Consider the following 23077-nt stretch of genomic DNA (forward strand, 5'->3'; position numbering starts at 1 on the left):
TTGACAGCCATACAGCGTACGCCGGGGGTGTGACAGGAGCTTCGCCGGGGGTTCCTGGGGCGATTACAGAGTGTTCACAGGTCGGGCTCTCCGACGCCCGGGTCAGGCGGCCACCGGGGACTGCTCCGGCGCGGGCTCGCCGTCCTGAGCCGTGCGGCGGACGAGGAACCGGTCCAGGCCGAAGGCGCCGGAACCGGTGAAGACGAGCAGGAAGAACGCCCAGCAGAACAGCGCCGACAGCTCGCCGCCGTTCTGTATGGGCCACAGGGCGGCCTGCTGGTGGACGTCGAAGTAGGCGTACGCCATCGAGCCCGAGGCGATCAGCGCGGCGCCGCGGGTGCCGAGGCCGAGCAGCACCAGGCCGCCGGCGACCAGCTGGATCAGGGCCGCGTACCAGCCGGGCCAGGTACCGGCCGCGACGGTGCCGCCGTCGGTGCCGGCGGCGCCGCCGAGGACGCCGAACAGGGAGGCGGCGCCGTGCACGGCGAAGAGCAGGCCGAGGACGATGCGGAAGAGCCCGATCACATAGGGCTGAGCGGAGTTGAGACGTGCGGACATGAGGGGTTTCTCCTCTTCGGTGTCGGTCGGACCGGCCGGGGACTGAGGAGGCCGGTCGTGGGGGCGGCGGTACCGAACGAGGGCCCAGGTTAGGGGTACCTAATCAATGCTTGCAAGTTCAACATTCGGCCATGGCGGCGTCTCCGTTCGCGGCTCCGCGCAGGACACCGCCACCCGCAGCACGGCCCGCGCCACCGCGTCGGCGTCCGACAGCGTGACCGAGTCCACCCCTGGCCGGGCCCCCGCCGCGGTCACCCAGTGCACCCCTTCCGTGGGCACACCGAACGCGAACCGCCTTCCGTGCACGGCACCTTGACGGTCTATCAAGTAGTACGGCCGCCGCGTCACGTCCAGCCCACCTGTCTCATAACCGTCCACGGTGTGCGGCCGGCAGCCGCCGTCCGCGAGCAGCGCGGCGAGCAACTCGTCGGCCGTGCGCCGCAGATCGGGTTCCGGGAGCCGCGCCTCTATGAGGGCGGTCACACGGACGGCCGAGCCCGGCACGTCCGGCGAGCACGCCACCCAGCCCCCGTCCTCGGCCCGCACCTCCAGCCCCGGGCCGAGCACCTCCACCACGCCCGCCTCGACCAGCGCGGCCAGTTCCTCGATCCGGCGCCGGGGCGGCCCGATGGAGAGGAAGGCGTTGAGCGGGGTGTACCAGCGGTCCAGGTGCGCACGGCGGGAGGCGCCGCTCAGTCCGCCGTGGTCGACCACCAGCCGGATCTCGTTGCGCAGATCGCGCAGCACGTCGAGTGCCGCCTTGCGCGGTCCCCGTACGTTCCCGAGCGCGGCCTGCGCGGCGTCCTCCCGCAGGTGCGCCAGCAGCCACGCCCGCCACTGCCCCGGACCCGAGAACTCCCGCTCCCCGTACGGCCGGGCGATCCGCCGCCAGCACCACCGGTCGGCCGCCGCGACCCCGCACTCGTCCAGGACGCGGGCCTCTCGCGGGTCGCCGTGCGGTACGGCGAGGAAGCGGGCGGTGACGTCGGGCCGCCGGGTCAGGGCGGAGTAGTAGACCGTCTCCACCTCCTTCGCCACCAGCGGCCATATCTCCGCGAGGAAGTCGGGCGCCTCGCCGGAGTCGGCGCGCTCGCGGAACCCCGCGATCACCTCCGGGGTGAGGACCAGCGGGGTGTGCCGGCCGTACGGGCCCTTGGCGTTGTCACCGCGCGCCTGGTACGGCACCCCGCGCCGCGAGCCGGCGTACAGGCGCGGCTCCCGGCCGGAGGGCAGATAGCGCAGGCCGCCGTCGGGCCGGCGGGTGAAGCGCCCGCCCCGGCCGGTGGTCAGCAGGGCGGTGTGGTCGAAGAAGTTGAGGCCGAGGCCGCGCAGCAGTACCGGTTCGCCGGGGCGGAGCCCGGTGAGGTCGACGTCGGCCGGGTTGGCGGGCGGGATGTGGCGCAGGCCGTGCCGGGCGGCGTACGCGGTGGTGGCGAGCCGCTCGTCGTCCGGGGCGACGGGCAGGTGGCCCTGGGCCAGGACGACGGCGGCCAGGCCGGAGAGGGTACGGCCGTCGTCCAGGGTGAGCCGCTGGCGGCCGTCGGGCTGGTCGGTCAGCCGTACGGCCCGGGCGCGGTGGGTCTCGACGCGCACGGCGGCGGGGGCCGTGCGGAGGGTGCGCGCGAAGACCCAGCGGAGGTAGCGGCCGTAGTGCGCGCGGGTCGGGTAGTCGTCCGGGCCCAGCTCGCCGTCCGCCCACTCGTACAGGCTGGGGCCCGGCCGGATCGGGCCCGAGCAGTCCACGCCGGCGTCGGTGAACAGCGTCACCTGGCTCGCCACGGTGTTCATCAGCAGCTCGGCTGACTGCGCGGTGCGCCAGACCCGGCCGGGTCCCGGTGGCGCCGGGTCGATCACGTGGACCGTCAGCCGGGCGCCGGGCGGAAGGAGTTCGGGTGCGGAGACGCAGAGGCGTTCCAGGACACTGGTTCCACGGGGGCCGGCGCCGACCAGAGCGAGGGGGATTGCGGCGGGCAAAGGGGGGCTCCAGGGCGTTGGGGGCGCGTTCGGCGTCCGCCGGGGTGGGGCGGACGGCGGGGTTCATCATGCCCTGGGTATGCCAACGGCCTTGTGTGTGGCCCGAGTTGTCTGCGGCGCCGGATTGTGAGGGTGGTGCGGGTGATCGTCGGACCGCGGGTCCGTCGCACCGGTCGCGCGCACGCGGCGGAGCCGCCGATCGGCACAGCCCCGCGCCGCTTCGGCGCGCTACCCTCCTCGCCGCACCGACTGCCCCCGCACCTCCAACCCCCCGAGCAGCTCGGCCGTGGCCTCCGCCACCGCTGCCACCGCCTTGTCGAAGACCTCGCGGTTGTGGGCGGCGGGCGCCCGGAAGCCCGAGATCTTCCGTACGTACTGCAACGCGGCCGCGTGGATGTCCTCGTCCGTGGCCTCGGCGGCCAGCACGGGCGGACGCAGCGTCTTGATGCTCCGGCACATGTCCCCAGTCTCGCGCATCCGGCCGCCCCCTGCGATGATCTCCGCGAAGGCGGCCACCGACACCCCGGGGCCGACCGTCGAAAGGACAACGTCATGACGCACCCGCTCACCGTGGCGGTCCTCGGCCCCGGCGGCACCGGCGGCCTGCTCGCCGCCCTGCTGTCCCGCTCCGGACACCGGGTGATCTGCCTGGCCCGGGAGGCCACGGCCGACACCCTGCGCCGTACCGGCATCACCGTCCGCAGCCCGCAGTTCGGCGACTTCACGGCCGCCGTGGACGCGGACACCGAGCTGCGCGAGCCGGTGGACGCCTGTCTGATCACCGTGAAGCACACCGCGCTCGACGCCGCCCTGACCCGGGTCCCGCCCGCCGCCCTCGGCGACGCCCTGGTCGTACCGCTCCTGAACGGCGTCGAACACCCCGCCGCCCTGCGCGCCCGGTACCGCGCCGACCGGGTCGCGCCGGCCGTGATCCGGGTGGAGTCCACCCGGGTCGCCCCGGGCGTGATCGAACACGGCAGCCCGTTCACGGAGATCGACCTGGCCGGGGACGCCGTACCCCGCGCCCGCCTCGACGCGCTGGCCGCCCACCTCACGGCCTGCGGCACGACCGCCCGTGTGGCCGGGGACGAGACGGCGGCGCTGTGGGCCAAGATGGCGTTCCTCGCCCCGTTCGCCCTGCTCACCACCCGGTACGGCGTCCCGCTCGGCGTGGCCCGGACCCGTCACCGGGAAGAGCTGGAGGCGCTGGTCGCGGAGACCACCGCGGTCAGCCGCGCCTGCGGCGCCCCCGCCGACCCGGCCCAGGCCCTGGCCCGGTACGACGCCTTCCCGCCCGCCGCCAAGTCGTCCATGCAGCGTGACGCCGAGGCGGGCCGCCCGCTCGAACTGGACGCCATCGGCGGGGCGTTGCTGCGCGCGGCGGAGCGGCACGGGGTACCGGTGCCGGTGGCGGCACGGCTGGTGGGCGAGCTGGGCGACTCCGCTCGCTGACCCGACGCCACCCGTCACCTGTTCGGCTGAACCTCCCCCTGACCTCACGGACAGCCTCGCCCCTCTAAATCGAACAGGCGTAGCATTGCCGCGTGGCTACGACCTATGAATTCCCCAGTGACCTCCTCGCCGGTCAGGAGGAGCTGCATCAGGTCCGGGCCGAGCTGTCGGCCCTGCTCAAGCGGCTGCCCTGGTCGGTCGAGCCGATGGACGGCTTCAGTGACGACACCGGCTGGCGCAAGGTGGAGCGACCCGCGTCCCCCGGCTGGACGGAGGACGAGCAGGCCGAGGTGGAGAAGCTGCGGCGGCGCGAGCACGAACTCGCGGTCTTCATCAGCACGCACCGCTTCTGGGCCGAGGTCGCGGCGGCCGACCGCATGGAGGCCCGCTCCCGGCTGAAGCACGCCCACGAGAAGGCTGCGGAGGAGGAATAGCGCACGAAAACGGCCCCTCGGAGAATGCTCCGAGGGGCCGGACCGGTGGGCGCGGACGGTTTCGAACCGCCGACATCCTGCTTGTAAGGCAGGCGCTCTACCCCTGAGCTACGCACCCGGGACAGGTCGACAGCCTACATTGCCCGGGCCGCTCCCCCGCAAACCAGAGACAGGGGGGTTATCCCCACCCCCGTTCCGGGAGGTCGCCGGATCGTCCGCCGGGATCGCGGGCCTTAGCGTCGGCGGAGACCGAAGTACTCCGGCCGCCGGGCCCCGCGCGCCGGATCAGGGCCGGACAAGGCTGGTTCAAGCCAGTTCATGCCGGTTCACGCCGGTTCAGGGGGAGAAGTCGTATGGTCCGTTTCCTTTCGTCCCGCGCTGCCGGTCCGGCCGTGCTCGCCGGTGCGCTCCTCGCGGGACTCACCGCCTGTGGCGCCTCCGCCGGTGACGACACGCATCCGGATCACCGTTCCTTCGCGCTGCACGGCCGTACCCTCACCGTCGACTCCGACGACTCGGCGCTGGAGATCGTCGCCGCGCCGGGGCATAAGGCCGGCACGGTCGAGGTGACCCGCTGGTTCGAGGGGTCCGTGGTCGCCGGCGGCGAGCCCGAGGTGCGGTGGTCCATGGACGGCGACCGGCTCGTGCTGCGGGTGCACTGCTCCGGGGTCATCGCCGACTGCTCGGCCCGGCACCGGATCGAGGTGCCGCGCGGGGTCGGCGTCAGGGTCGTGAACGAGGACGGCGCCGTGCGGGCCTCCGGGTTCCGGGACGCGGTCAGCATCCACGTCAACGACGGCGCCGTGCGCGTCACCGACACCAGCGGTCCGCTGGACCTGCGGGCCGACGACGGATCTGTGCGCGCGGAGGTCTCCTCGCGCCGGGTGAAGGCCGCCACCAGCGACGGCTCCGTGGACGTCGAACTGACCGGCCCGCCCGACCTGGTCGACGTCCGCAGCGACGACGGATCGGTGACGGTGGGCCTGCCCAAGGGCGCGTACCGGGTGTCGGCGGGCGCCGACGACGGGGCGGTGTCGGTGTCCGTGCCCCGCGACGACAGCAGCCCGCACCGGGTGTCGGCGCACACCCAGGACGGGAAAGTCACGGTGCGCACGGCGAACTGACCGGCCCGTGTGTTCGTCTTCAACGGGTGGGAGAATGACACCACCCAGGGCGAACCACAGCACGGGAGAGGGATGTGACGGCGACACCGGGCACGCCAGCCAGCCAGCCGTACCCGCCGCCGTCCACCGCACGGGCCCGGCGCGGCCCCTCCCCGCTGCGGGACACCCTCACGCTGCTCGGCCTGCCGGTGCTGGCCGCGCTGGCGCTGCCCGTCGCGTTCGCCGGCGGAGGCACCCGGCGCTGGTTCGGCGGGCGGGCGGAGAGCCACCGGGCCGATGCGCAGGCCGCGAAGGACGCGGCGGCGACGGCGTTCTACGAACTCGACACCGCGCAGCGGGATCTGCGGATCTCGGTCGAGACCATCTCGGCGGTGGACGACTCCCCCGCCGCCCGGCGCGCCGTCTTTGACTTCGAGGCGCTCGGACGCCGGATCGACGAGGCCAGCCAGCGCTACATCCAGGCCGTCGACGCCCATGATCTGGACCGGGACGATCTGGAGGCCGGCACGGCGGCCCGGGCGCGGGCGGAGCTGACCGCGGCCAAGGACGAGCTGGTCCGGGTCCGGCAGGAGCTGGACCGGTTCGGCGGCTCGCTGGACCCGCTGCTGGGCAAGGCGGAGACACAGCTGGCCCGGCTGGCGCCCGCCGTCGAGCGGGCCCGGCAGTCGCTGCTGGCGGCGAGCAACGCCCTGGACGCCGTACGGGAGCAGAACCTGCGGGCCGACGAACTGGCCGCGCGGCTGGCGGCCCTGTCACCGGAGCTGACCAAGCTCAACCAGGGCGCCGGGCGGCACGGGGTGCGGGCGACGCTGGAGCGGGCCGAGCGGGTGCAGCGGGAGGCCGGGGCGATCCGGGCCGAGGCCGAGCGGCTGCCGGAGCGGGCCGCCGAGATCGACCACCGGCTGGTCAGCCTGCGCACCAGGGCCCAGGCGCTGACCACGCGGGCCGGGCAGGTGGAGCCGGTGCTGAGCGAGCTGCGCCGCCGGTTCGCCGCCGCCTGCTGGCAGGATCTCCAGCACGTGCCTGAGCAGGCCGCCGAGAACGTACGGCAGGCCGAGCTGAAGCTCCGGGAGGCGCAGACGGCGCGGGACGCGCAGCGCTGGCCGGACGCGACCTCGCTGCTGTCGACCGTACGCGCCCTGCTGAACGCCACCGACGAGGCGGTGTCGGCCGCCGGTGACCGGCTGACCAGGCTGAACGCGGTGCAGAAAGATCCGCAGGCGGAGATCGAGCGGACCCGGTTCGCGATCCGGGACGCCCAGCGGCTGGCCATGACGGGCCGTACGACCCCCGATCCGCGGCACGCCCGGCCGCTGGACGACGCGGTGGCCCGGCTGGAGCGGGCGATCGGCACGCTGGAGGGGCGGCACCCGGACTACTGGCACTTCCTCACCGAGACCGAGGGGGTGCGGCAGACGGTGGCGCGGGTGGTGACGCAGATCCGCGAGGAGCGTGGCGCCGGGCACTGACCTGTGCGTGTTGCCGGGGCTGCGGGGCAAGCGGATATTGAAGATGACGGATGGCCTCCGCTAGCGCCCGAGGGAGGCGGACATGGCCACACACGCAGTGCACACGAGGAAAGCCGAGGAACGGCAGCGGCCCCGGCTGGACGACCACCTGCCCGTGGACCACCGGCTGAACCAGGTCTACCGGATCGGTGCCGGCCTCATCGGCGCGTTCCTGGTCGCCTTCGGCATTCTCGGCCTGATCGACCAGATCGGCTTCTTCAGCACCGGCGGTAACACGGTCGCCGGGCTGAACAGCAACGGCGCGCTGAGTGTGCTGTCCATCTGCATCGGGGCGGTGCTGCTGGTCGGCATGGTGATCGGCGGGAACTTCGCGTCGACCCTGAACATGGTCCTCGGCGTGCTGTTCCTGCTGAACGGCTTCCTGTTCCTCGGCCTGCTGGACACCAACAGCAACTTCCTGGCGTTCAAGATCCAGAACGTGTTCTTCAGCTTCATCGTGGGCCTGCTGCTGATGACCTTCGGCATGTACGGCCGGGTCGGTCACAACCTGCCGCACGACAACCCCTACTGGCGGGCCCGCCACCCCGACGCCACCCCGCGGGAACAGCGGACGCCGCCCGAGCAGCTGACGCGGCAGGGGCAGCGCCCGCGGGACGAACAGCGGGAGAGGCAGGAGCGGCAGGGCCCGCGGCAGCCAGGACGGGGTCAGGTCCTGTAGGCGTAGAACGCCGCGTTCGGGTACGAGGCGACGAGGCTGGCCACCGACCGGTTGTACGTGTTGGTCGAGTGGTAGCTCACGTACGGCACGCCACGGTTGTCCCGGTACGTGACGATCATCGAGTGGTCCTTGGACCCGTCCCGGTTGAAGTCCATCTGAAGCACGTCGCCGAGGTCCATCTGGTAGACGTTGGCGAGGCTGGTGGCCCGCTTCGAGGACAGGGCGAACCAGGAGAACTCGTTGACGCCGACGAACGAGTCCGACTGGATGTCGGCGGTGCCGAACCACTTCTTCCAGTCGTACGTGTAGCCGGGCACGTGCTTCCAGCCGCCGGCCTTCAGGACCTGGCTGACGAAGTTGGTGCAGTCACCGCCGGCCCCCTGTCCGTTGAAGTCCGGGTAGGCCGGGTTGTACTTGTTCCAGTACTTCTGCGCGTACGCCACCATGGCCTTGTAGTCGTAGCCGGTCGCGGAGAAGTTCTTCGCGTTGGCCGGCGCGGGCCAGGTGGTGGCGGCGCGGGCCGCCGAGGGCGGGCCGTCGTCCGCGGTGGCGGTCTTCGCCGAGGTGACGGTGGGCTTGGCGACCTGGTTCACGGCGAGGTAGCCGTCGTCGGTGTCGCGGATGCCGGTGAGCTGCCAGGTGCCGTGCCGGTCGGCCTGGAAGGTCAGCTCGTGGTGGGCCTGGAAGCCGGTCGACTTCGGGCTCTTGGCGGTGGCCTTGTCGTAGGTCAGCGTCGTGGTCTCGGTGACGGCGACCTTGGCGTGCCGGCCCTTGACCTGGGTCGCGTCGAGCGTGACCTTGGTGCTCCCCGCGCGGTACGTCTCGCCCAGCCGGGCCAGCCGGCTGCGGCGGTCACGCAGCTCGTCCAGCGCGGACTTCTCCTGGCGGGTCTGCCCGCCGGACAGGCGCACGGAACCCGAGAAGCCGGACGTGTGCCGGGTCTCCGTCTTCCCCGCGCCCTCCACGAGGGCCTGCGTGCGGTCGGTGAAGACCGCGTCGGCCAGCCGCTGGAAGGTCGCCTTGGTCGCCGCGTCCACCGTCGGATCGTCGGTCACCGCCGCACCCGCGCTCCAGTTGGGCACCAGAGCCACGCCGGCGACCACCGAGGCGGCCGCGGCGGTGACTATGGCCGTGCGGCGCCGCCCACGGCTCAGTCTTCTAGATTTCAATGATGTTCCCCTCTACGCCGGTACACCTACCGGGCGAGGGGCATCTTCGCACGCCGTGTGCGTCGGTTGTGAAGGGGGTTGCACAAGTGGAATCCCCGGCGCGCGCCCGTCACTTGACGACCGCCGACCAGTCGGGCGACTGGGCCGGGTCGAGGCTGCGCAGGGCCGCCAGGGTCTGCGGCTTCTGCGCGTCGAGCCAGTCGGCCAGCTCCTTGAAGGACACGCACTTGACGCCCTTCTTGGTGCAGACGTTCCTGACCACCTGGTCGATGGCCTTCATGTAGATGCCGCCGTTCCAGTCCTCGAAGTGGTTGCCGATGAACAGCGGGGCGCGGCTGCCGTAGTACACCCGGTTGAAGCCGGCCATGTAGGAGTCGACGGTCTGCTGTTCCCACTGGGGGAACTTGGCCGCATCGCCCTGGGTCTCGCCGTCGGACTGGTTGTAGAGGAAGTTGAAGTCCATGGACAGGCCCTGGTACTTGCCGCTCTCGTACGGCAGCATCTGGAGCGGGAAGTCCCATATGCCGTTCTTCTTCGACGGCCATATCTGGAAGTCGCCCGGTGAACTGGCGTCGTAGCGCCAGCCGTAGCTCTTCATGGCCTTCAGCAGGTTCGGCTGGCCCTCCAGGCAGGGCGCCCGGCCGCCGGTGACCTCCTTCCTGAAGTCGAAGGGCAGCGGCGCGAGGTCCTTGAAGCCGGTGTTGGTCTTCCAGCGCTCCACGAAGGAGTAGAACTGGTCGATCTCGCTCTTCCACTCCTTCACGCTCCAGTCGCCGCCGCCCTTGGCCCCGCAGAAGTGGCCGTTGAAGTGGGTGCCGATCTCGTTCCCGTCCTCGTACGCCTTGGCGAGCTGCTCCACCGTGGTGCGGATGTGGTCGTCGGTGGCGTAGTCGATGGCGGCGTCGCCCGGGGAGTGCATGGGGCCGTGGTACAGGGACTTCTTGCTCTTGGGCAGCAGGTAGATGCCGGTGAGGAAGAAGGTCATGTGGGCGTTGTACTCCTTGGCCAGCTCCCGGTAGTGCGAGAACAGGTGGTCGCTGCCCTCCAGCGCGCCGTCCCAGGAGAAGACCACGAACTGGGGCGGCTTCTCACCGGGCTTGAGCGGCACCGGCTTCAACTGCCCCTTCTGCGGGCCGGTGTAGGAGGTGGAGCCGTCTCCGAGGACCTTCGTCCTGCCGTCCCACTCCGGGGTCGGGCTGGCCTTCGGCGCGCTCTTGGGTCTCTTCCCGGCCGCGGCGGCCGGCGTGCTGTTGCTGTCCGTGCCGGACAGCGCCAGGAACCCGGCGACCAGCGAGGCGACGACGAGGAGGGCGGCCAGCGTCAGGACCTGCGGCCGGGTGGCGCGGGGCGCACTGCGGCGACGGGGGGCTCGACGGCGGCCTGACGACGACATCTTGCGGGGCATGCGCGGCTCATTCTGCGGAAGGGGAGGATGTACGGGTCCCGGCTCAGCCGAGGCCCGTCGCTGCCGACCAGAGGGCATACGGAACGCTGTGTTCGGAGGTACCGGCCAGGCCCTTGAGCGGCAGTGGCTCCAGGGACTTGGCCAGGTCGATCCGGTAGACGACGATCGCGGTGGACACGGAGTCGGCCGTGCCGACGTACCAGGCGGCGGTGTCCTTCTCGGTGGTGCCGGCCTTCCCGGACACCCCGGACCGGCCGGCCGCCGCCTCGGGATGGGCGGTGCGGAAGGAGTCGGTGAGCGCCTCCGTCACCTCCTCGGCGACCTGGCTGCCGACCGCCCGCCGGGGGCGCGGGGTGGCCAGGGCGACCGGGGACCCGTTGCGGGTGATCCGGCGCACCGAGTACGGCTCGGTGTGGTTGCCGCCGGCGGCGAAGGTGGCGTAGCCGCTGGCCATCCGGATCGCGCTGGGCGTGGAGTTCCCCATCGACAGGGCCGGGACCTGGGGGCCGATGCTGGAGGACAGCAGCCCGGAGGCCTCGGCGGTCTGGCGCACCTTGTCCAGGCCGGTGTCCATGCCGAGCTGCATGAACGGGGTGTTCACGGACCGGGCCATGGCCTCGCGCAGACTGATGTCCCCGTACGACCTGCCGCCGTCGTTGTGCGCGGCGACCTTCTTGCCGCTGCGGTCCCAGTACGGCCCCTCGGGCGTGGTGACGGGCACGCCGTCGTCGCCGTCGTAGACGCTGTCCGGGGTGACGGGGGTGGCCGGTCCGCCGCGCGTCTTGTGCACGCCGTGCTGGAGCCCGGCGGCGTAGACGAACGGCGTGAACGCGGTGCCGGCCGGGACGGTGGTCGCGTTGGACTCGTTGTAGCCCTGGGTACGGTGGTCGGGGCCGCCGTAGACGGCGAGGACCCGGCCGTCCGCGGCCACCGAGGCGGCGCCGTAGTGGCCGTCCTTCGCCGCCGCCGGGTCGTCCCGCTTGGCCTGCTTGCGGGCCTTGGTGACGGCGTCGGTGAGCGCCTTCTCCCGCTTGCGGTCGAAGGTCGTGTAGATCTGGTAGCCGCCCAGGTCGAACTGCTTGTCCGTCAGGTGCCCGGCCTTCTTGGCGTACTGCGAGGCCAGCTCCACCAGGTAGTCGCTCTGCGCACCGGTGTTGTAGAGCGGGTTGCTCTTCAGCGGCTCGGGGAACTTGGTGTAGGTGGCCCGTTCCCGCGGCGACAGCTTGCCGATCCTGACCATGCGGTCGAGGATCCAGGACCACCGCTCCACGGCCCGCGCGTGGTTGGCCTTGCTGAGCGTCGGGTCGTACAGGCCGGCGCCCTTGAGCAGCGAGGCCAGCATGGCCGCCTCGGAGGCGTTGAGCTTGCCGACGTCCTTGCCGTAGTACGCCTGGGCCGCGCGCTGGATGCCGTAGCTGCCCCGGCCGAACCAGCTGGTGTTGAGATAGCCCTCCAGGATCTGGTCCTTGCTCATCCTGTTGTCGAGCTTGAGGGCGATCATCGCCTCGGTGAATTTACGGCTGATCGTCTGGTTCTGCGTCAGATACACATTTTTCACGTACTGCTGGGTGATGGTCGATCCGCCCTCGGTGTCCCCCTGTCCCAGCGTGCGGAACACCGCCCGGGTGATGCCTTTGGCGGATATGCCCGGGTCCGAGTAGAAACTCTCGTTCTCCGCCGCGAGCACCGCCCAGCGGACGTCCGGGGGAATGTCCTTCAACGGCATCGCCTGCCGCTGCACCCAGCCCGTACGCGCCATGGGCGTGCCGTCGGACCAGAAGTAGACGTTGTCCTGCTGGGTGGCGTACGAGTTGAGGTTGTCCGGTATATCCGTCATCGCGTACGCGGTGACGAGGAACGCGCTGAGCAGACCGAAGGAGGTCAGGGTGGCGCCGATCCACTGGCGCCAGGAGGGTATCCAGCGGCGCCAACCGGTGCGCCCGGGGCGTGGGTACACCGGCTTCAGGCGGCGCGCGTAGGGGGATATTCGGCGCGCGTACGGGGCCAGCGGGCCGAACAGCCGGACGACGGCGGCCAGGGCCGCGCTCGCGGGCACGGTGCGATCCCGCCCGGCGGCGTCCTCCCGCCCGGCGGAGCGCGCGCTGCGCCGGCGCTCGGCCCGGCCGCCGCCCGGAGCGGGCGGCTCCGGTGGCGCGGGCACGCGCAACTGCATGGTCTCGTCCGCCCTGAGGGCGTCGACTCTCAGATGCAGTGTCTCGTCGGCGTCCAACGGCTTCTCGCCACGGCCACCCCCCATGGGGCCGTCCTCCCCCTGCGACGCATTGGTCACGCCTGCGTCTCCCTCCGCACTCGGTCTTGCTCGCGCGGGTGAGCTGAGCATCCTCGCAACGGCGTTCACAAATTATCAGTAACGTTTTCGAATGCCCTGCACATATGCCGGATAGAAATCAACACTCATGAAACATTGAGACGCCCCCGGCCGGGTCTCGACGGCTAACCTGGGGCCATGCCTCGTTACGAGTACCGCTGCCGGACCTGCGGCGACACCTTCGAACTCAGCCGGCCCATGGCTCAGTCCGCCGCCCCCGCGTCGTGCCCCGCGGGGCACGACGACACGGTGAAGCTTCTGTCGACGGTGGCCGTGGGCGTGTCGAACAACACGTCCGCGCCCGCGCCGAGGAACGGCGGGGGCGGCGGGGGCGGCTGTTGTGGCGGGGGGTGCTGCGGGTAGTCGCCTACGGGGGTGCCGGGGAATGCCGTCTGGCGAGTGCGGCGCCGTTGTGCTCCTTCGCGCAGTTCCCCGCGCCCCTAGGGTGTCGCCGCGCCGGTCGCCCGCAGGAACTCCCGTAGGATTCGCTCCCCCGCCAGGACTCCCCGTTCCGGGAGGGTACTGATCTGCGGGGCCGTCCAGTTGGCGTCGGCCAGTTCTCCGTGGCCGGGGCGCCAGCCTCGGTCGGCGGCCAGCAGGAGGTCGGCGTCGAGCAGGGAGTCGCCGGCGGCCAGCGTCAGCTCCGCGCCGGTGCGCCGGGCCACCTCACGCACGGCCGCGCTCTTGGTGAGCGGCTTGGGGACGGCGTAGATCTTGCGGCCCTGTAGGGACACCGTCCAGCCCCGGTTCTCCGCCCACACCGCCAGCTCCTTCACCCAGTCCCCGGGCAGCAGCTCACGCTCCACCACCAGGTAGGCGAACAGGTCCTCGGCGATCCGGTGCTTGCGCACCCACACCGGGTCGGCGGACCGCAGCAGATGCTCGCTGACCTCCGCCAGCGGGGCGCACTCGTCGGCGAGCCGCGTCTGGACGCGCGCGTGCCAGTCGGCGTCGGTGACCCCGTCGACCAGCAGATGGCCGCCGTTGGCGCAGATCGCGTACGCCGGCGGCGGGCCCGGCAGGTTGATCCGCTGGTACTGCTTGCGCGTCCGGGTCGTCGTCGGCACGAAGACGGCCGTGTCGCCGAGGTCGGTCAGCAGCCGGGCCGCGGTCTCGGTCATGTAGGACAAGGGCTTGGCCTCGTGCACCTCCACGCACAGCAGCCGGGGCGCCCGCGGGTCCGGCATGGTCAGCGCGAGGGCCGCCGAGGAGTAGATCAGCGTACGGTCGAGGTCGCTCGCCACCAGCACCGGCATCAGACGTTCACCGCCTTGCCGTCGGCGCCCGTCGCGCCCCGCGTGTACTTGGGATGGATCAGCCCGACGCAGGTGTACGGCAACTCGTCGACCTCCTCGACCGGCACCCCGCGCTGCTCGGCGAGCAGCCGCACATGCTCCAGGTCGGCACCGGCCCCCGCCCGCGCGAGGATCTTCCACGGCACCCGGCGCAGCAGCACCCGGGTGGTCTCGCCGACGCCGGGCTTGACGAGGTTGACGTCGTGGACGCCGTACTCCTCGCTGATCCGCTCGACCGCCCGCCAGCCCGCCCAGGTCGGGGTGCGGTCCGTGGCCAGCAGCTCCTTCACCGCGCCGTCCACGCCGTCCGCCACCTCGGGGAAGCGGGCGGCGACGGCGTCGAGGAAGGCCGCGGAGACGTCCGCGCCCGCGAGTTCGCGGTAGAACTTGGCGCCGTGGAAGTCGTGCGGGCCGACCAGGTCGGCGCGCAGGACCGTACGCGAGATCAGCCCCGAGACGGTCGAGTTGAGGCACGCGGAGGGGATGAGGAAGTCCTCGCGGGTGCCGTAGGTGCGCACGCAGGAGCCGGGATCGGCGAGGACGGCGATCTCCGGATCGAACCCGCTGACGCCCTCCTGCTTCTCGAACTCCTCGACGGCCTGCGCCAGTTCCCGGGTGATCGCGCCCTTGCCGGTCCAGCCGTCGACGAAGACGACGTCCCGGGGGTCGTGGTGGGCGGCCAGCCAGCGCAGCGCGTTGGCGTCGATGCCCCGGCCGCGCACGATCGACACGGCGTAGTGCGGCAGGTCGAGGCCGTGCCGGAACCGGGCCCAGCGGCGCATCAGGATGCCGACCGGGGTGCCCGCGCGGGCCAGGGAGACCAGCACCGGGCGGGGCGACCGCTCGGTGACGACGGTCTCGGTCACGACACCGACGGCCCGCGCGATGCGGGCGGCGGAGGCGTCCAGGGCCGCGTGGAACAACTCCTGGTACCGGGCGCTGGGCTGGTACTCCACCGGCAGCGACTCGGCGTAGTGAGCGCCGCCGCTCTGGATGGCCTCCTCCCGCTCCTCCGTCGGCGCCTCCAGGGTCACGTCGGAGAGGTCCTGGAGCAGCCAGCCGACCTCCTCCGGCGCGTACGAGGAGAATGCGGGGCCACGGAGGGGCTCGGGCAGCATGGCCGGCCTTTCGGGAGCGTGCGGAACGTACGAGGGTACGACCGCGAGCAGGACGTGCGGGACGTGCGCGGCGAGGCGGGCCAGCAGACCGTCGGGCGCGTGCAGGGCGGGCGTGTCGCCGACGGAGTCGACCACGGCGACGACGGCGTCGAAGCCGGCGCCGGCCACGTTGTACGCGTACCGCTCGCCGGGTCCGTCGGCCGGGTCGTCGTGGGCCGGGAAGACCAGGCGGCTGCGAATGGCGTAGCCGGGGTCGTCGACCGCGAGGACGGGCGACCGGGTGGTGGTGGAGAACCGCACCTCGGCGTCCGTACCCCGCTCCACCTCCTGGGCGAGCCGCAGCGGGACGTACATCAGCTCCTCGAACCCGAGTACCAGCACCCGCCGGGCGCCGGCGGGCAGAGCCGCGCGTATTCGCCCGGCCATGGCGGGCAGCGCCGCTTCGAGCCGGGCGCGGTGGGCGGGGGTGAAACCGTGCCGGCCGCCGTCGGGGAGACCGGAGGGCCAGCGCACGTCGACCTCAGTGACTCGGCCCGGCCGGTGCGCCCCTTCGGAGGCGCGGGGCGGGGCATCGTGCGGCTCCGCCGCGCGGGCGCGAGCAACCACGTCGTTCCCGCACCCGGCGGCCTCGCATTCCGCGACCAGCCGCTGCCCCTTCTCCAGCACGCCCTCCGGCAGCTGTACGGCCCCGGACGCGGCGGCGATCACGTCGACCCGGGCCCCGATCTCCCCCGCGAACCGCTGGAGGCGAGCCGTGTCCTCAGCCGACCGCATGTCGACCAGCGCCACCACCACATACCGCCGCCGCGGATACCGGGCATGCAGATCACGAACGGTGTTCAGCACAGTGTTACCGGTGGAGAACTCGTCGTCCACCAGCACCAGCGGGCCCTCCCCCGCCAGCAGACCGGGGTCCTCTGGCAGCAGCAGATGCGACGTGGCATGCGAGTGCGACTCCTCGAAACCCCCCGCAGGGGCGACCCCGGGAACCACCCGCCGCGTGGAGTGCAGATACGGCACCGCACCCAGCCCGTCGGCGACGGCGTGCCCCAGCCCCGTCGCGGTCTCCGCGTAGCCGAGGACGACAGCACCGGCCCCCTCCTCGCCGAGCAGCGCCGCAACCCGTCGGCCCAGGCGGAAGCCGTACTCGTACACGACGGCCGGCGACTGGGGAACGTGCTTGCCGAGGACGTTCGAGACCAGCAGGTGCGCCCGCTTGGGGTTGCGCCGCAGCGCGAGCCCGAGCAGGGCCGGCAGGTCGTCGTCGCCCACGAGTCCGACCCCGAGTCGCTCGGCGACCCAGCTGCCGGACCAGACCCCGTCGTTCACTGCGTTGTTCATTCGTTCCTTGGAGAGGCGGAGGGGAGAGGGAGGTGGAGGTGGAGGTGGAGAAAGGTTCAGCCGGGTATGCCGGCGGCGAGCAGTTCCACGAAGCCGACGTCCTCGTTGGCGACGCCGAACGCCTCGGCGCGCAACAGGGTGCGCTCGGCCCACGCGCGATGCGGTTTCACTTCGTTCATCTTGTTCGTGTAGGCCGACCGGAGTACACCCCCGCCGCCGCGTTCCGGCCGCAGGATGTCCTGGGCGTCGCTGAACTCCTCGTGGCTGACCACGGAGAGGGCGTGCACGGGCAGGACGTGGGACGGGTGGATGCATGTCTTGCCGAGCAGGCCGTTGGCCTGGTCGAGGGAGATCTCCCGGAGCAGTCCGTCCATGGCGTGTTCGATCAGCTTCTCGCGCAGTGAGACGGCCTGCACCTCCAGGAAGGGGCTCTGCCGGAGCTGCGGCTTGAACATGCGTTCGGAAACGCGGAAGTACTCCCAGACCGGGCCGGTGACGGTGAAGCCGGTGCCGTCGGCGCGGCCCAGCATGTTCACGACGTCGGCGATCACGGAGGCGACGATCTGGACGTCGTACGCGGTCATGTCGGGGGCGCGGCGCAGGCCGTAGGAGGAGCAGAAGTCGGTCACGCCGAGGCGGAGGGCCAGCACCCGGTCCCGGTACTTGTCGACCGCGCGGGAGATGCCCTCCAGGGTCTCCACCCGGGACTCGCGGTAGAGCAGCTCGGGGGACTCCAGGACGGGCATGGCGAAGAGCCGCCGGCCGCTGCTGTTCTCGGCCGTGGTCAGGGCCTCCAGGAACGGGATGCCGCGTTCCTCGGTGAACTTGGGCAGCACGAACCCGGACAGCAGGCGCACGGCGGGACCGAGGCGGCGGACCAGGTCGGGTATCTGCTCCGGGGTGCGGACCCGGATGAACAGCAGCGGTGGCTCCGTGCCGGGCCGGGCGGCGAGGTCGGCGAACTGGCGGACGAGGTTCTCCTCGCCCGGCTCGACGTCCGCGTCGTCGATCGAGTCCTCCAGGCACAGCACCATCGAGACCACGCCGTTGCCGGCCTGCCTGACGATGTCGTCGGCGAGCCGGGGCCGGGTGGCCGGGCTGTACAGCGTGGCGCCCAGGGCCGCGGAGAGCAGCCGGGCCGGGGAGTCGGCGGTGAACGCGCACGGCTCCTGATGGAAGAGGCGCTGCCGCACCTCGGGGGCGATGTGCCCGAAATGACGCATAGGACTCCCTCAGGGTGCGAGCCGAGCCTCTGGGTTCGATAAAGGGTGGCCGGTAATAGTACGTAGGGATCCATGTCCGGGGTTCCCTGTCGGCATGAATTTCCGGTAACTCACCCATGTCGGCGCCGCCGCCCCCCGCATTGTCGTGACCAGGACCGAGAGGGCAGGATGACCGCATGACGCACGCGATGCTGAAGGGGTCGAACGTCCCGCTGGAGGCCACCACGGTGCGCGCCGTGCTGCGCTGGACGCCCGGGCAGGGGGTCCCGGACGTGGATGCGTCGGCGCTGCTGCTGGGCCCGGACGGCCGTGTGCGCTCCGACGAGGACTTCGTCTTCTACAACCAGCCCCGGCACCCCTCCGGGAAGGTGTGGCGGCTCGGCAAGAAGCGGATCGCCGAGGGGCTGACGGACACGATCCAGACCGACCTCTCCGGGGTGGAGCCGGGGGTCGGCCGCATCCTGCTGGTCGCCTCCGCGGACGGGGTCGCCTTCGACCAGGTACCGGCGCTGTGCATCCTGCTGTACGACGCGGCGGTGGCCGACGGGGAGCCGCTGGCCCGGTTCGAGATCAAGCCGGAGACCGGCGCGGAGACGGCGCTGATCTGCGGTGAGCTGTACCGGCGCGGGGAGGGCTGGAAGTTCCGGGCGCTGGGTGAGGGCTATTCGAACGGGCTGAAGGGGCTCGCCACGGACTTCGGTATCTCGGTGGACGAGTCGGAGGGCGCGGAGGACGGGCCGTCGTTCGAGCCGGCGTCCCAGCCGTTGCCTCCGGAGCAGCCGACGTCCGCGGTTCCGGCGCAGCCGCCCGCGTACGGCTATCCGCAGCCGATGCCGGCGCCGGCGGCTGTGGCGGGGGACCCGTACTTCCGGCTGCCGCCGCAGGGGCCGCAGTTCATCGGGCGGTAGGCCTGGCGTGTCTACCTGTCCACCTTCGTCTTGAAGCCCCTGCCCCACTGGAGGCCCCAGCCGTAGAGGCGGTCCAGTTCGCCCTGGAAGCCGTAGACGAACTTCACCTCGCGGCGGACGATCAGTTCGCCCTTGATGTTCTCGATCATGACCACGGCGCAGGAGCGGGCCTGGGGGTGGCGTTCGTCCAGGCCTATCTCGATGCGCGGGCCGTTGCTGGGGTAGAGGGTGACGATGGCGTGCGTACGGTCGAAGGCGGGGGTCTGGTCGTAGATGTAGACGAAGACCAGCAGTCGCTTGAGGGCGTCCCGGTGGTCGAGGTTGACGTACATCGTCTCGCCGGACGCCGAACCGAACCGGTCGTCGCCGCTGAGTTTGATGTACGGCGGTGCGTTGACGTCGCCCAGGTAGCCGCCGAGGGGCTGTACGACCCCCTTCGTGCCGTCGGTCAGCTCGTACAGGCAGCCGAGGTCGAGGTCGACGTTGACCATGCTCTGGCCGTGGCCGAGGACCTCCGGCGGCTTCAGGGCCTTGAAGGGGTGCCGGAACAGGCTGGTGCGCTGGGTTCCGTCGAAGTCGGAGGTCCGCATCCGCCAGGAGAGGTTGACGCGCAGGTGCCCGGTGGCCGCTTCCTGCTTGGTGAGGGACACCGTCTGGTGCCGCTTGGTCAGTTCTATGGCGTTGCTCGACGCGTTGCCCGAGTCGAAGTCGGCGGCACGCCCGCCCAGCAGTCCGTCGAAGAAACCCATTCCCGCCCCCAGCTACCTGTTGTGACGCCGGCGGGGCGGCCGACCGTGTCGGCCGCCCCGCTCAGAGCGTTCCTCACCGTCCGGGGCCTCACACCCCGGAGGAGACCTCGGCCTTCTCGTCGCTGCCCTCGCCCGCCGCGGCCAGGGCGCGGTTGCGGCGGACGGAGGAGAAGAAGGACGCCGCGATCAGGACGACACCGACGAGACCGGTGATGACCTCGTTGATCTCGTGCTGGATGGTGACCATGAGGATCACGGCGAGAGCGCCGATGGCGTAGTGGGCGCCGTGCTCCAGGTAGACGTAGTCGTCGAGGGTGCCCTGGCGGACCAGGTAGACCGTCAGCGACCGGACGTACATCGCGCCGATGCCGAGGCCGAGGGCCATCAGGACGATGTCGTTGGTGATGGCGAAGGCGCCGATCACGCCGTCGAAGGAGAAGGACGCGTCCAGGACCTCCAGGTAGAGGAACATGAAGAACGCGGCCTGACCGGCCAGGACGATCGCGGGTTTCTGCTTGCCGCTGCGGGCGGCCTCTTCCTCCTCCTCGTGCTCGCGCTCCTCCTCTTCCTCCAGCTTGTCCTCGAAGTAGCCGGAGAGGCCGCCGACGACCATGTAGGTGATCAGGCCGGCGATACCGGCGATCAGGACCGTCTGGGCCTTGTCCACGTGGGCGCCGCCGTGCTGGTGGGCGTGGGTGGCGAAGGTGAAGGACGTGATCAGCAGGACGACCAGGGCGATGCAGACCGACAGCATGTCGACCTTGCCGAGCTTGGCCAGGGGCCGCTCGATCCAGCGCAGCCACTGGATGTCCCGGTCCTCGAAGATGAAGTCCAGGAAGATCATCAGCAGGAACATGCCACCGAACGCGGCGATCGCCGGGTGGGCGTCGGTGACCAGCTGCTGGTAGCGGTCCTTGTTGTTGAGCGCGAGGTCGACGGCCTCGATCGGGCCCATCTTGGCGCTGATCGCGACGATGACGACGGGGAAGACCAGCCGCATGCCGAAGACGGCGATGAGGACGCCGACCGTGAGGAAGATCTTCTGCCAGAAGGCGTTCATCTTCTTCAGGATTCCGGCGTTGACCACCGCGTTGTCGAAGGACAGCGAGATCTCCAGGATGGCCAGGATCGCCACGATACCGAAGGCGGTCCACCCCCCGTAGAACGCCGCCGCGACCAGGCCGAGCGCGGTGACCGCGAACGACCAGCCGAAGGTTTTCAGAAGCACTGGCTACCCCATCATCTGTGTACGGGTCTCCCCCGAGCCGTACCGAGTTTTACGAAACGTTGACTCCGAAGTCTAGAGCGATGCCCCGCAGCCCCGACGCGTACCCCTGACCCACTGCACGGAACTTCCACTCGCCCTGGTAGCGGTACAGCTCACCGAAGATCATCGCGGTCTCGGTGGAGGCGTCCTCGCTGAGGTCGTAGCGGGCCAGTTCCTGGCCGTCGGCCTGGTTGACCACGCGGATGAAGGCGTTGGAGACCTGGCCGAAGGTCTGCCCGCGGTCGTCCGCCATGTGGATGGAGACGGGGAAGATGATCTTCTCGCACTGCGGCGGCACCTTGGCGAGGTCCACCAGGATCGATTCGTCGTCGCCCTCGCCCTCACCGGTGAGGTTGTCACCGGTGTGCTCCACGGAGCCGTCAGGGCTGGTGAGCTGGTTGTAGAACACGAACCACTCGTCGCCCAGCACCCGGTTGCCGGCGCCGCACAGCAGCGCGCTGGCGTCCAGGTCGAAGGGGGCACCGGTGGTGGAGCGCGCGTCCCAGCCCAGTCCGATCATGACGTTGGTGAGGTTCGGTGCGGCCTTGGAGAGGGAGACGTTGCCTCCCTTGGCGAGCGTGACGCCCATGATGCTGGTCCTCCCCTGGTGGTGCTTCCCTGGTTGTCCTGCGCGTCCGGCGCCGCCCCTAAACGGAGCGGCGCCGGTCTCGAGGGCTGTCGGGCCTCACACGTCCTTCGTGTCAGACGTTGACGCCGAAGTCCTGCGCGATGCCACGCAGACCCGACGCGTAGCCCTGGCCGATGGCGCGGAACTTCCACTCCGCGCCGTGCCGGTACAGCTCGCCGAAGACCATGGCGGTCTCGGTGGAGGCGTCCTCGCTGAGGTCGTACCGGGCGATCTCCTGGCCGCCGGCCTGGTTCACGACGCGGATGAAGGCGTTGCGGACCTGGCCGAAGGACTGCTGGCGGTTCTCGGCGTCGTAGATCGACACCGGGAACACGATCTTGTCGACGTCGGTAGGGACACCGGCCAGATCGACCTTGATCTGTTCGTCGTCGCCCTCCCCCTCACCGGTGATGTTGTCACCGGTGTGCTCGACCGAGCCGTCGGGGCTCTTGAGGTTGTTGAAGAAGACGAAGTGCTGGTCGCTGACGACCTTGCCGGAGTTGTTCAGCAGCAGCGCGCTGGCGTCGAGGTCGAAGTCCGTGCCGGTCGTGGTGCGCACGTCCCACCCCAGGCCGACGATGACGGCGGTCAGGCCCGGGGCCTCCTTCGTCAGCGATACGTTGCCGCCCTTGCTGAGGCTGACTCCCACGGGTCCTCCATGTGGTGTTCAGGGGCGGGGAGCCCCGTCGTGCTTCGGATATGGGATCAACGTGCCGATCCTAGTGACGGGTTCCCGCGCCCCGCAGACCCTGGACCCGAAGAATCACAGGTGTCGGCGCGGTCCGCTCACAGAGTGTCGAGCGCCTTCACATAGTCGTTCAGGTCGCGGGCGTCCGGCAGGCCGTTGACCACGGTCCACCGCACGACACCCTCCTTGTCGATGACGAAGGTGCCCCGGACGGCGCAGCCCTTGTCCTCGTCGAAGACGCCGTAGGCGCGCGAGACGTTGCCGTGCGGCCAGAAGTCGCTCAGCAGGGGGTATTCCAGACCCTCCTGCTCGGCGAAGACGCGCAGGGTGTGGATGGAGTCGTTGGAGACGGCGAGCAGCTGGGTGTCGCGGTCCTCGAACTTCGGCAGGTTGTCGCGCAGCTCGCACAGCTCGCCGGTGCACACGCCGGTGAAGGCGAAGGGGTAGAAGAGAAGGACCACGTTCTTCGCGCCGCGGAAGTCCGAGAGCCTCACGGTCCGGCCGTGGTTGTCCTTCAGCTCGAAGTCGGGCGCCTTGTCGCCGACCTGGATCGCCATCGTCGTGCTTCCCTTCGGTGGACTGTTCGGATGAGAGCGCGGCAAGACGCTCGGCTCCACCCTACGCAGCGATCACCGGGGACTCCCGGACGGGCTGGGGCGAGATCCAGCCCGTCCGGCGTCCGAGGACGGTTATTTCTTCGTCTTGGCCGCCTTCGGCGTCGCCAGCCGGCTGCCGCTCCAGTCCTTGCCGACGCTGACGCTCTTCGAAGCGGTCAGGCCGGCCGTGGTGGCGGCGTCCTGGATGTCGCTCGGCTCCACGTACCCCGCACGGCCGGTCTTCGGCGTGAGGAGCAGGATCGCGCCGCCCTCTTCGATGTACGTGGTGGCATCCACCAGCGCATCCGTCAGGTCGCCGTCGTCGTCACGGAACCACAGCACAACGGCGTCGGCCACGTCGTCGTAGTCCTCGTCCATGAGGTCGCCTGCGATGGTTTCCTCGATGGCCTCGCGGAGCTCCTGATCGACGTCGTCGTCGTAGCCGATCTCCTGGACCACCTGCCCGGGCTGGAACCCCAGCCTGGCGGCAGGGTTCGTCCGCTCCTCCGCGTGGTCCGCGGTCGCGCTCACGGGTTGCCTCCTGATCATGTCTTGGTGAGTATCTCAGCCACGCGCGTGCGCGAAGCATTGGCCGTAGTCCACACGGGCGGGGCGGATCGCGCAAGTACCCG

The 23077-nt window shown here is 70.9% G+C and carries 22 protein-coding genes and 1 tRNA gene; 7 read left to right on the plus strand and 16 right to left on the minus strand.

From position 1 onward, the window contains the following. Positions 1-102 precede the first annotated feature (102 nt). The 3 genes from ACZ4WH_RS29545 to ACZ4WH_RS29555 all read right to left on the minus strand — a co-directional run bounded on the left by ACZ4WH_RS29545 (position 103) and on the right by ACZ4WH_RS29555 (position 2991). Positions 103-558 carry a DoxX family protein gene (locus tag ACZ4WH_RS29545; protein ID WP_468186267.1) on the minus strand — a complete coding sequence of 152 codons (456 nt, stop codon included), beginning with the start codon at positions 556-558 and terminating at the stop codon, positions 103-105. 99 nt (positions 559-657) lie between these two features. After that, positions 658-2532: an FAD/NAD(P)-binding protein gene (locus tag ACZ4WH_RS29550; protein ID WP_468186269.1), complete on the minus strand. Its 1875-nt coding sequence runs from the start codon at positions 2530-2532 to the stop codon at positions 658-660. Positions 2533-2760: 228 nt separating this feature from the next. Next, complete coding sequence (locus tag ACZ4WH_RS29555) at positions 2761-2991, minus strand: DUF2277 domain-containing protein (RefSeq protein ID WP_468186417.1); 231 nt, start codon at positions 2989-2991, stop codon at positions 2761-2763. A 93-nt stretch (positions 2992-3084) separates the two neighbouring features. Between ACZ4WH_RS29555 and ACZ4WH_RS29560 the strand changes: the two genes are divergently transcribed. Further along, on the plus strand, positions 3085-3984 hold the full coding sequence (locus ACZ4WH_RS29560) for a ketopantoate reductase family protein (RefSeq protein WP_468186272.1): 900 nt from the start codon (positions 3085-3087) through the stop codon (positions 3982-3984). 92 nt (positions 3985-4076) lie between these two features. Further along, entirely contained in the window at positions 4077-4418 is a 342-nt protein-coding gene (locus tag ACZ4WH_RS29565) for a hypothetical protein (protein ID WP_468186275.1), read from the plus strand. Between the two features lie 46 nt (positions 4419-4464). Here ACZ4WH_RS29565 and ACZ4WH_RS29570 read toward each other — a convergent pair. After that, positions 4465-4536, minus strand: a tRNA-Val gene (locus tag ACZ4WH_RS29570). Between the two features lie 235 nt (positions 4537-4771). Between ACZ4WH_RS29570 and ACZ4WH_RS29575 the strand changes: the two genes are divergently transcribed. From ACZ4WH_RS29575 to ACZ4WH_RS29585, 3 genes are all read left to right on the plus strand, one after another. After that, positions 4772-5542 carry a DUF4097 family beta strand repeat-containing protein gene (locus tag ACZ4WH_RS29575; protein WP_468186278.1) on the plus strand — a complete coding sequence of 257 codons (771 nt, stop codon included), beginning with the start codon at positions 4772-4774 and terminating at the stop codon, positions 5540-5542. Positions 5543-5616: 74 nt separating this feature from the next. Continuing rightward, positions 5617-7011 carry a hypothetical protein gene (locus ACZ4WH_RS29580; RefSeq protein ID WP_468186280.1) on the plus strand — a complete coding sequence of 465 codons (1395 nt, stop codon included), beginning with the start codon at positions 5617-5619 and terminating at the stop codon, positions 7009-7011. An 82-nt stretch (positions 7012-7093) separates the two neighbouring features. Further along, positions 7094-7729 carry a DUF4383 domain-containing protein gene (locus ACZ4WH_RS29585; RefSeq protein WP_468186283.1) on the plus strand — a complete coding sequence of 212 codons (636 nt, stop codon included), beginning with the start codon at positions 7094-7096 and terminating at the stop codon, positions 7727-7729. On the opposite strand, the gene ACZ4WH_RS29590 is transcribed toward ACZ4WH_RS29585, so the two are convergent. From ACZ4WH_RS29590 to ACZ4WH_RS29600, 3 genes are all read right to left on the minus strand, one after another. Continuing rightward, positions 7717-8820 carry an amidase domain-containing protein gene (locus tag ACZ4WH_RS29590; RefSeq protein ID WP_468186420.1) on the minus strand — a complete coding sequence of 368 codons (1104 nt, stop codon included), beginning with the start codon at positions 8818-8820 and terminating at the stop codon, positions 7717-7719. The genes ACZ4WH_RS29585 and ACZ4WH_RS29590 overlap by 13 nt on opposite strands. 187 nt (positions 8821-9007) lie before the next feature. Then, positions 9008-10303, minus strand: a complete 1296-nt coding sequence (locus tag ACZ4WH_RS29595; protein WP_468186286.1) for a polysaccharide deacetylase family protein — start codon at positions 10301-10303, stop codon at positions 9008-9010. A 43-nt stretch (positions 10304-10346) separates the two neighbouring features. After that, a complete protein-coding gene (locus tag ACZ4WH_RS29600) occupies positions 10347-12560 on the minus strand; it encodes a transglycosylase domain-containing protein (RefSeq protein ID WP_468186423.1) in 2214 nt (737 codons plus the stop codon). A gap of 210 nt (positions 12561-12770) precedes the next feature. Between ACZ4WH_RS29600 and ACZ4WH_RS29605 the strand changes: the two genes are divergently transcribed. Further along, positions 12771-12995 (plus strand): FmdB family zinc ribbon protein, encoded by a 225-nt coding sequence (locus ACZ4WH_RS29605; RefSeq protein ID WP_468186289.1) that lies wholly within the window; start codon positions 12771-12773, stop codon positions 12993-12995. Between the two features lie 77 nt (positions 12996-13072). Here ACZ4WH_RS29605 and ACZ4WH_RS29610 read toward each other — a convergent pair whose 3' ends face one another. The 3 genes from ACZ4WH_RS29610 to ACZ4WH_RS29620 are packed head-to-tail and all read right to left on the minus strand — an operon-like array spanning position 13073 to position 17609. Further along, complete coding sequence (locus ACZ4WH_RS29610; protein ID WP_468186292.1) at positions 13073-13888, minus strand: HAD family hydrolase; 816 nt, start codon at positions 13886-13888, stop codon at positions 13073-13075. Continuing rightward, the gene (locus tag ACZ4WH_RS29615) at positions 13888-16386 is read right to left on the minus strand and encodes a phosphoribosyltransferase (protein ID WP_468186295.1); all 2499 of its coding nucleotides are present in this window, start codon (positions 16384-16386) and stop codon (positions 13888-13890) included. The genes ACZ4WH_RS29610 and ACZ4WH_RS29615 overlap by 1 nt, the downstream gene beginning before the upstream one ends. 56 nt (positions 16387-16442) lie before the next feature. Continuing rightward, a complete protein-coding gene (locus ACZ4WH_RS29620; protein ID WP_468186298.1) occupies positions 16443-17609 on the minus strand; it encodes an HpcH/HpaI aldolase/citrate lyase family protein in 1167 nt (388 codons plus the stop codon). A gap of 176 nt (positions 17610-17785) precedes the next feature. Between ACZ4WH_RS29620 and ACZ4WH_RS29625 the strand changes: the two genes are divergently transcribed. Beyond that, positions 17786-18517, plus strand: a complete 732-nt coding sequence (locus ACZ4WH_RS29625) for a TerD family protein (RefSeq protein WP_468186301.1) — start codon at positions 17786-17788, stop codon at positions 18515-18517. Between the two features lie 11 nt (positions 18518-18528). Here ACZ4WH_RS29625 and ACZ4WH_RS29630 read toward each other — a convergent pair whose 3' ends face one another. The 6 genes from ACZ4WH_RS29630 to ACZ4WH_RS29655 all read right to left on the minus strand — a co-directional run bounded on the left by ACZ4WH_RS29630 (position 18529) and on the right by ACZ4WH_RS29655 (position 22976). Next, positions 18529-19266 (minus strand): TerD family protein, encoded by a 738-nt coding sequence (locus ACZ4WH_RS29630; RefSeq protein ID WP_468186304.1) that lies wholly within the window; start codon positions 19264-19266, stop codon positions 18529-18531. Positions 19267-19354: 88 nt separating this feature from the next. Further along, on the minus strand, positions 19355-20494 hold the full coding sequence (locus ACZ4WH_RS29635; protein WP_468186307.1) for a DUF475 domain-containing protein: 1140 nt from the start codon (positions 20492-20494) through the stop codon (positions 19355-19357). Positions 20495-20543: 49 nt separating this feature from the next. Continuing rightward, positions 20544-21122: a TerD family protein gene (locus tag ACZ4WH_RS29640; protein WP_468186310.1), complete on the minus strand. Its 579-nt coding sequence runs from the start codon at positions 21120-21122 to the stop codon at positions 20544-20546. Positions 21123-21234: 112 nt separating this feature from the next. Further along, complete coding sequence (locus ACZ4WH_RS29645) at positions 21235-21810, minus strand: TerD family protein (protein ID WP_468186313.1); 576 nt, start codon at positions 21808-21810, stop codon at positions 21235-21237. Positions 21811-21947: 137 nt separating this feature from the next. Beyond that, a complete protein-coding gene (locus tag ACZ4WH_RS29650; RefSeq protein ID WP_468186316.1) occupies positions 21948-22406 on the minus strand; it encodes a peroxiredoxin in 459 nt (152 codons plus the stop codon). Positions 22407-22538: 132 nt separating this feature from the next. Further along, a complete protein-coding gene (locus ACZ4WH_RS29655) occupies positions 22539-22976 on the minus strand; it encodes a DUF3052 domain-containing protein (RefSeq protein WP_468186319.1) in 438 nt (145 codons plus the stop codon). Positions 22977-23077 lie beyond the last annotated feature (101 nt).

This window comes from Streptomyces sp. NPDC029138, from assembly GCF_055564375.1.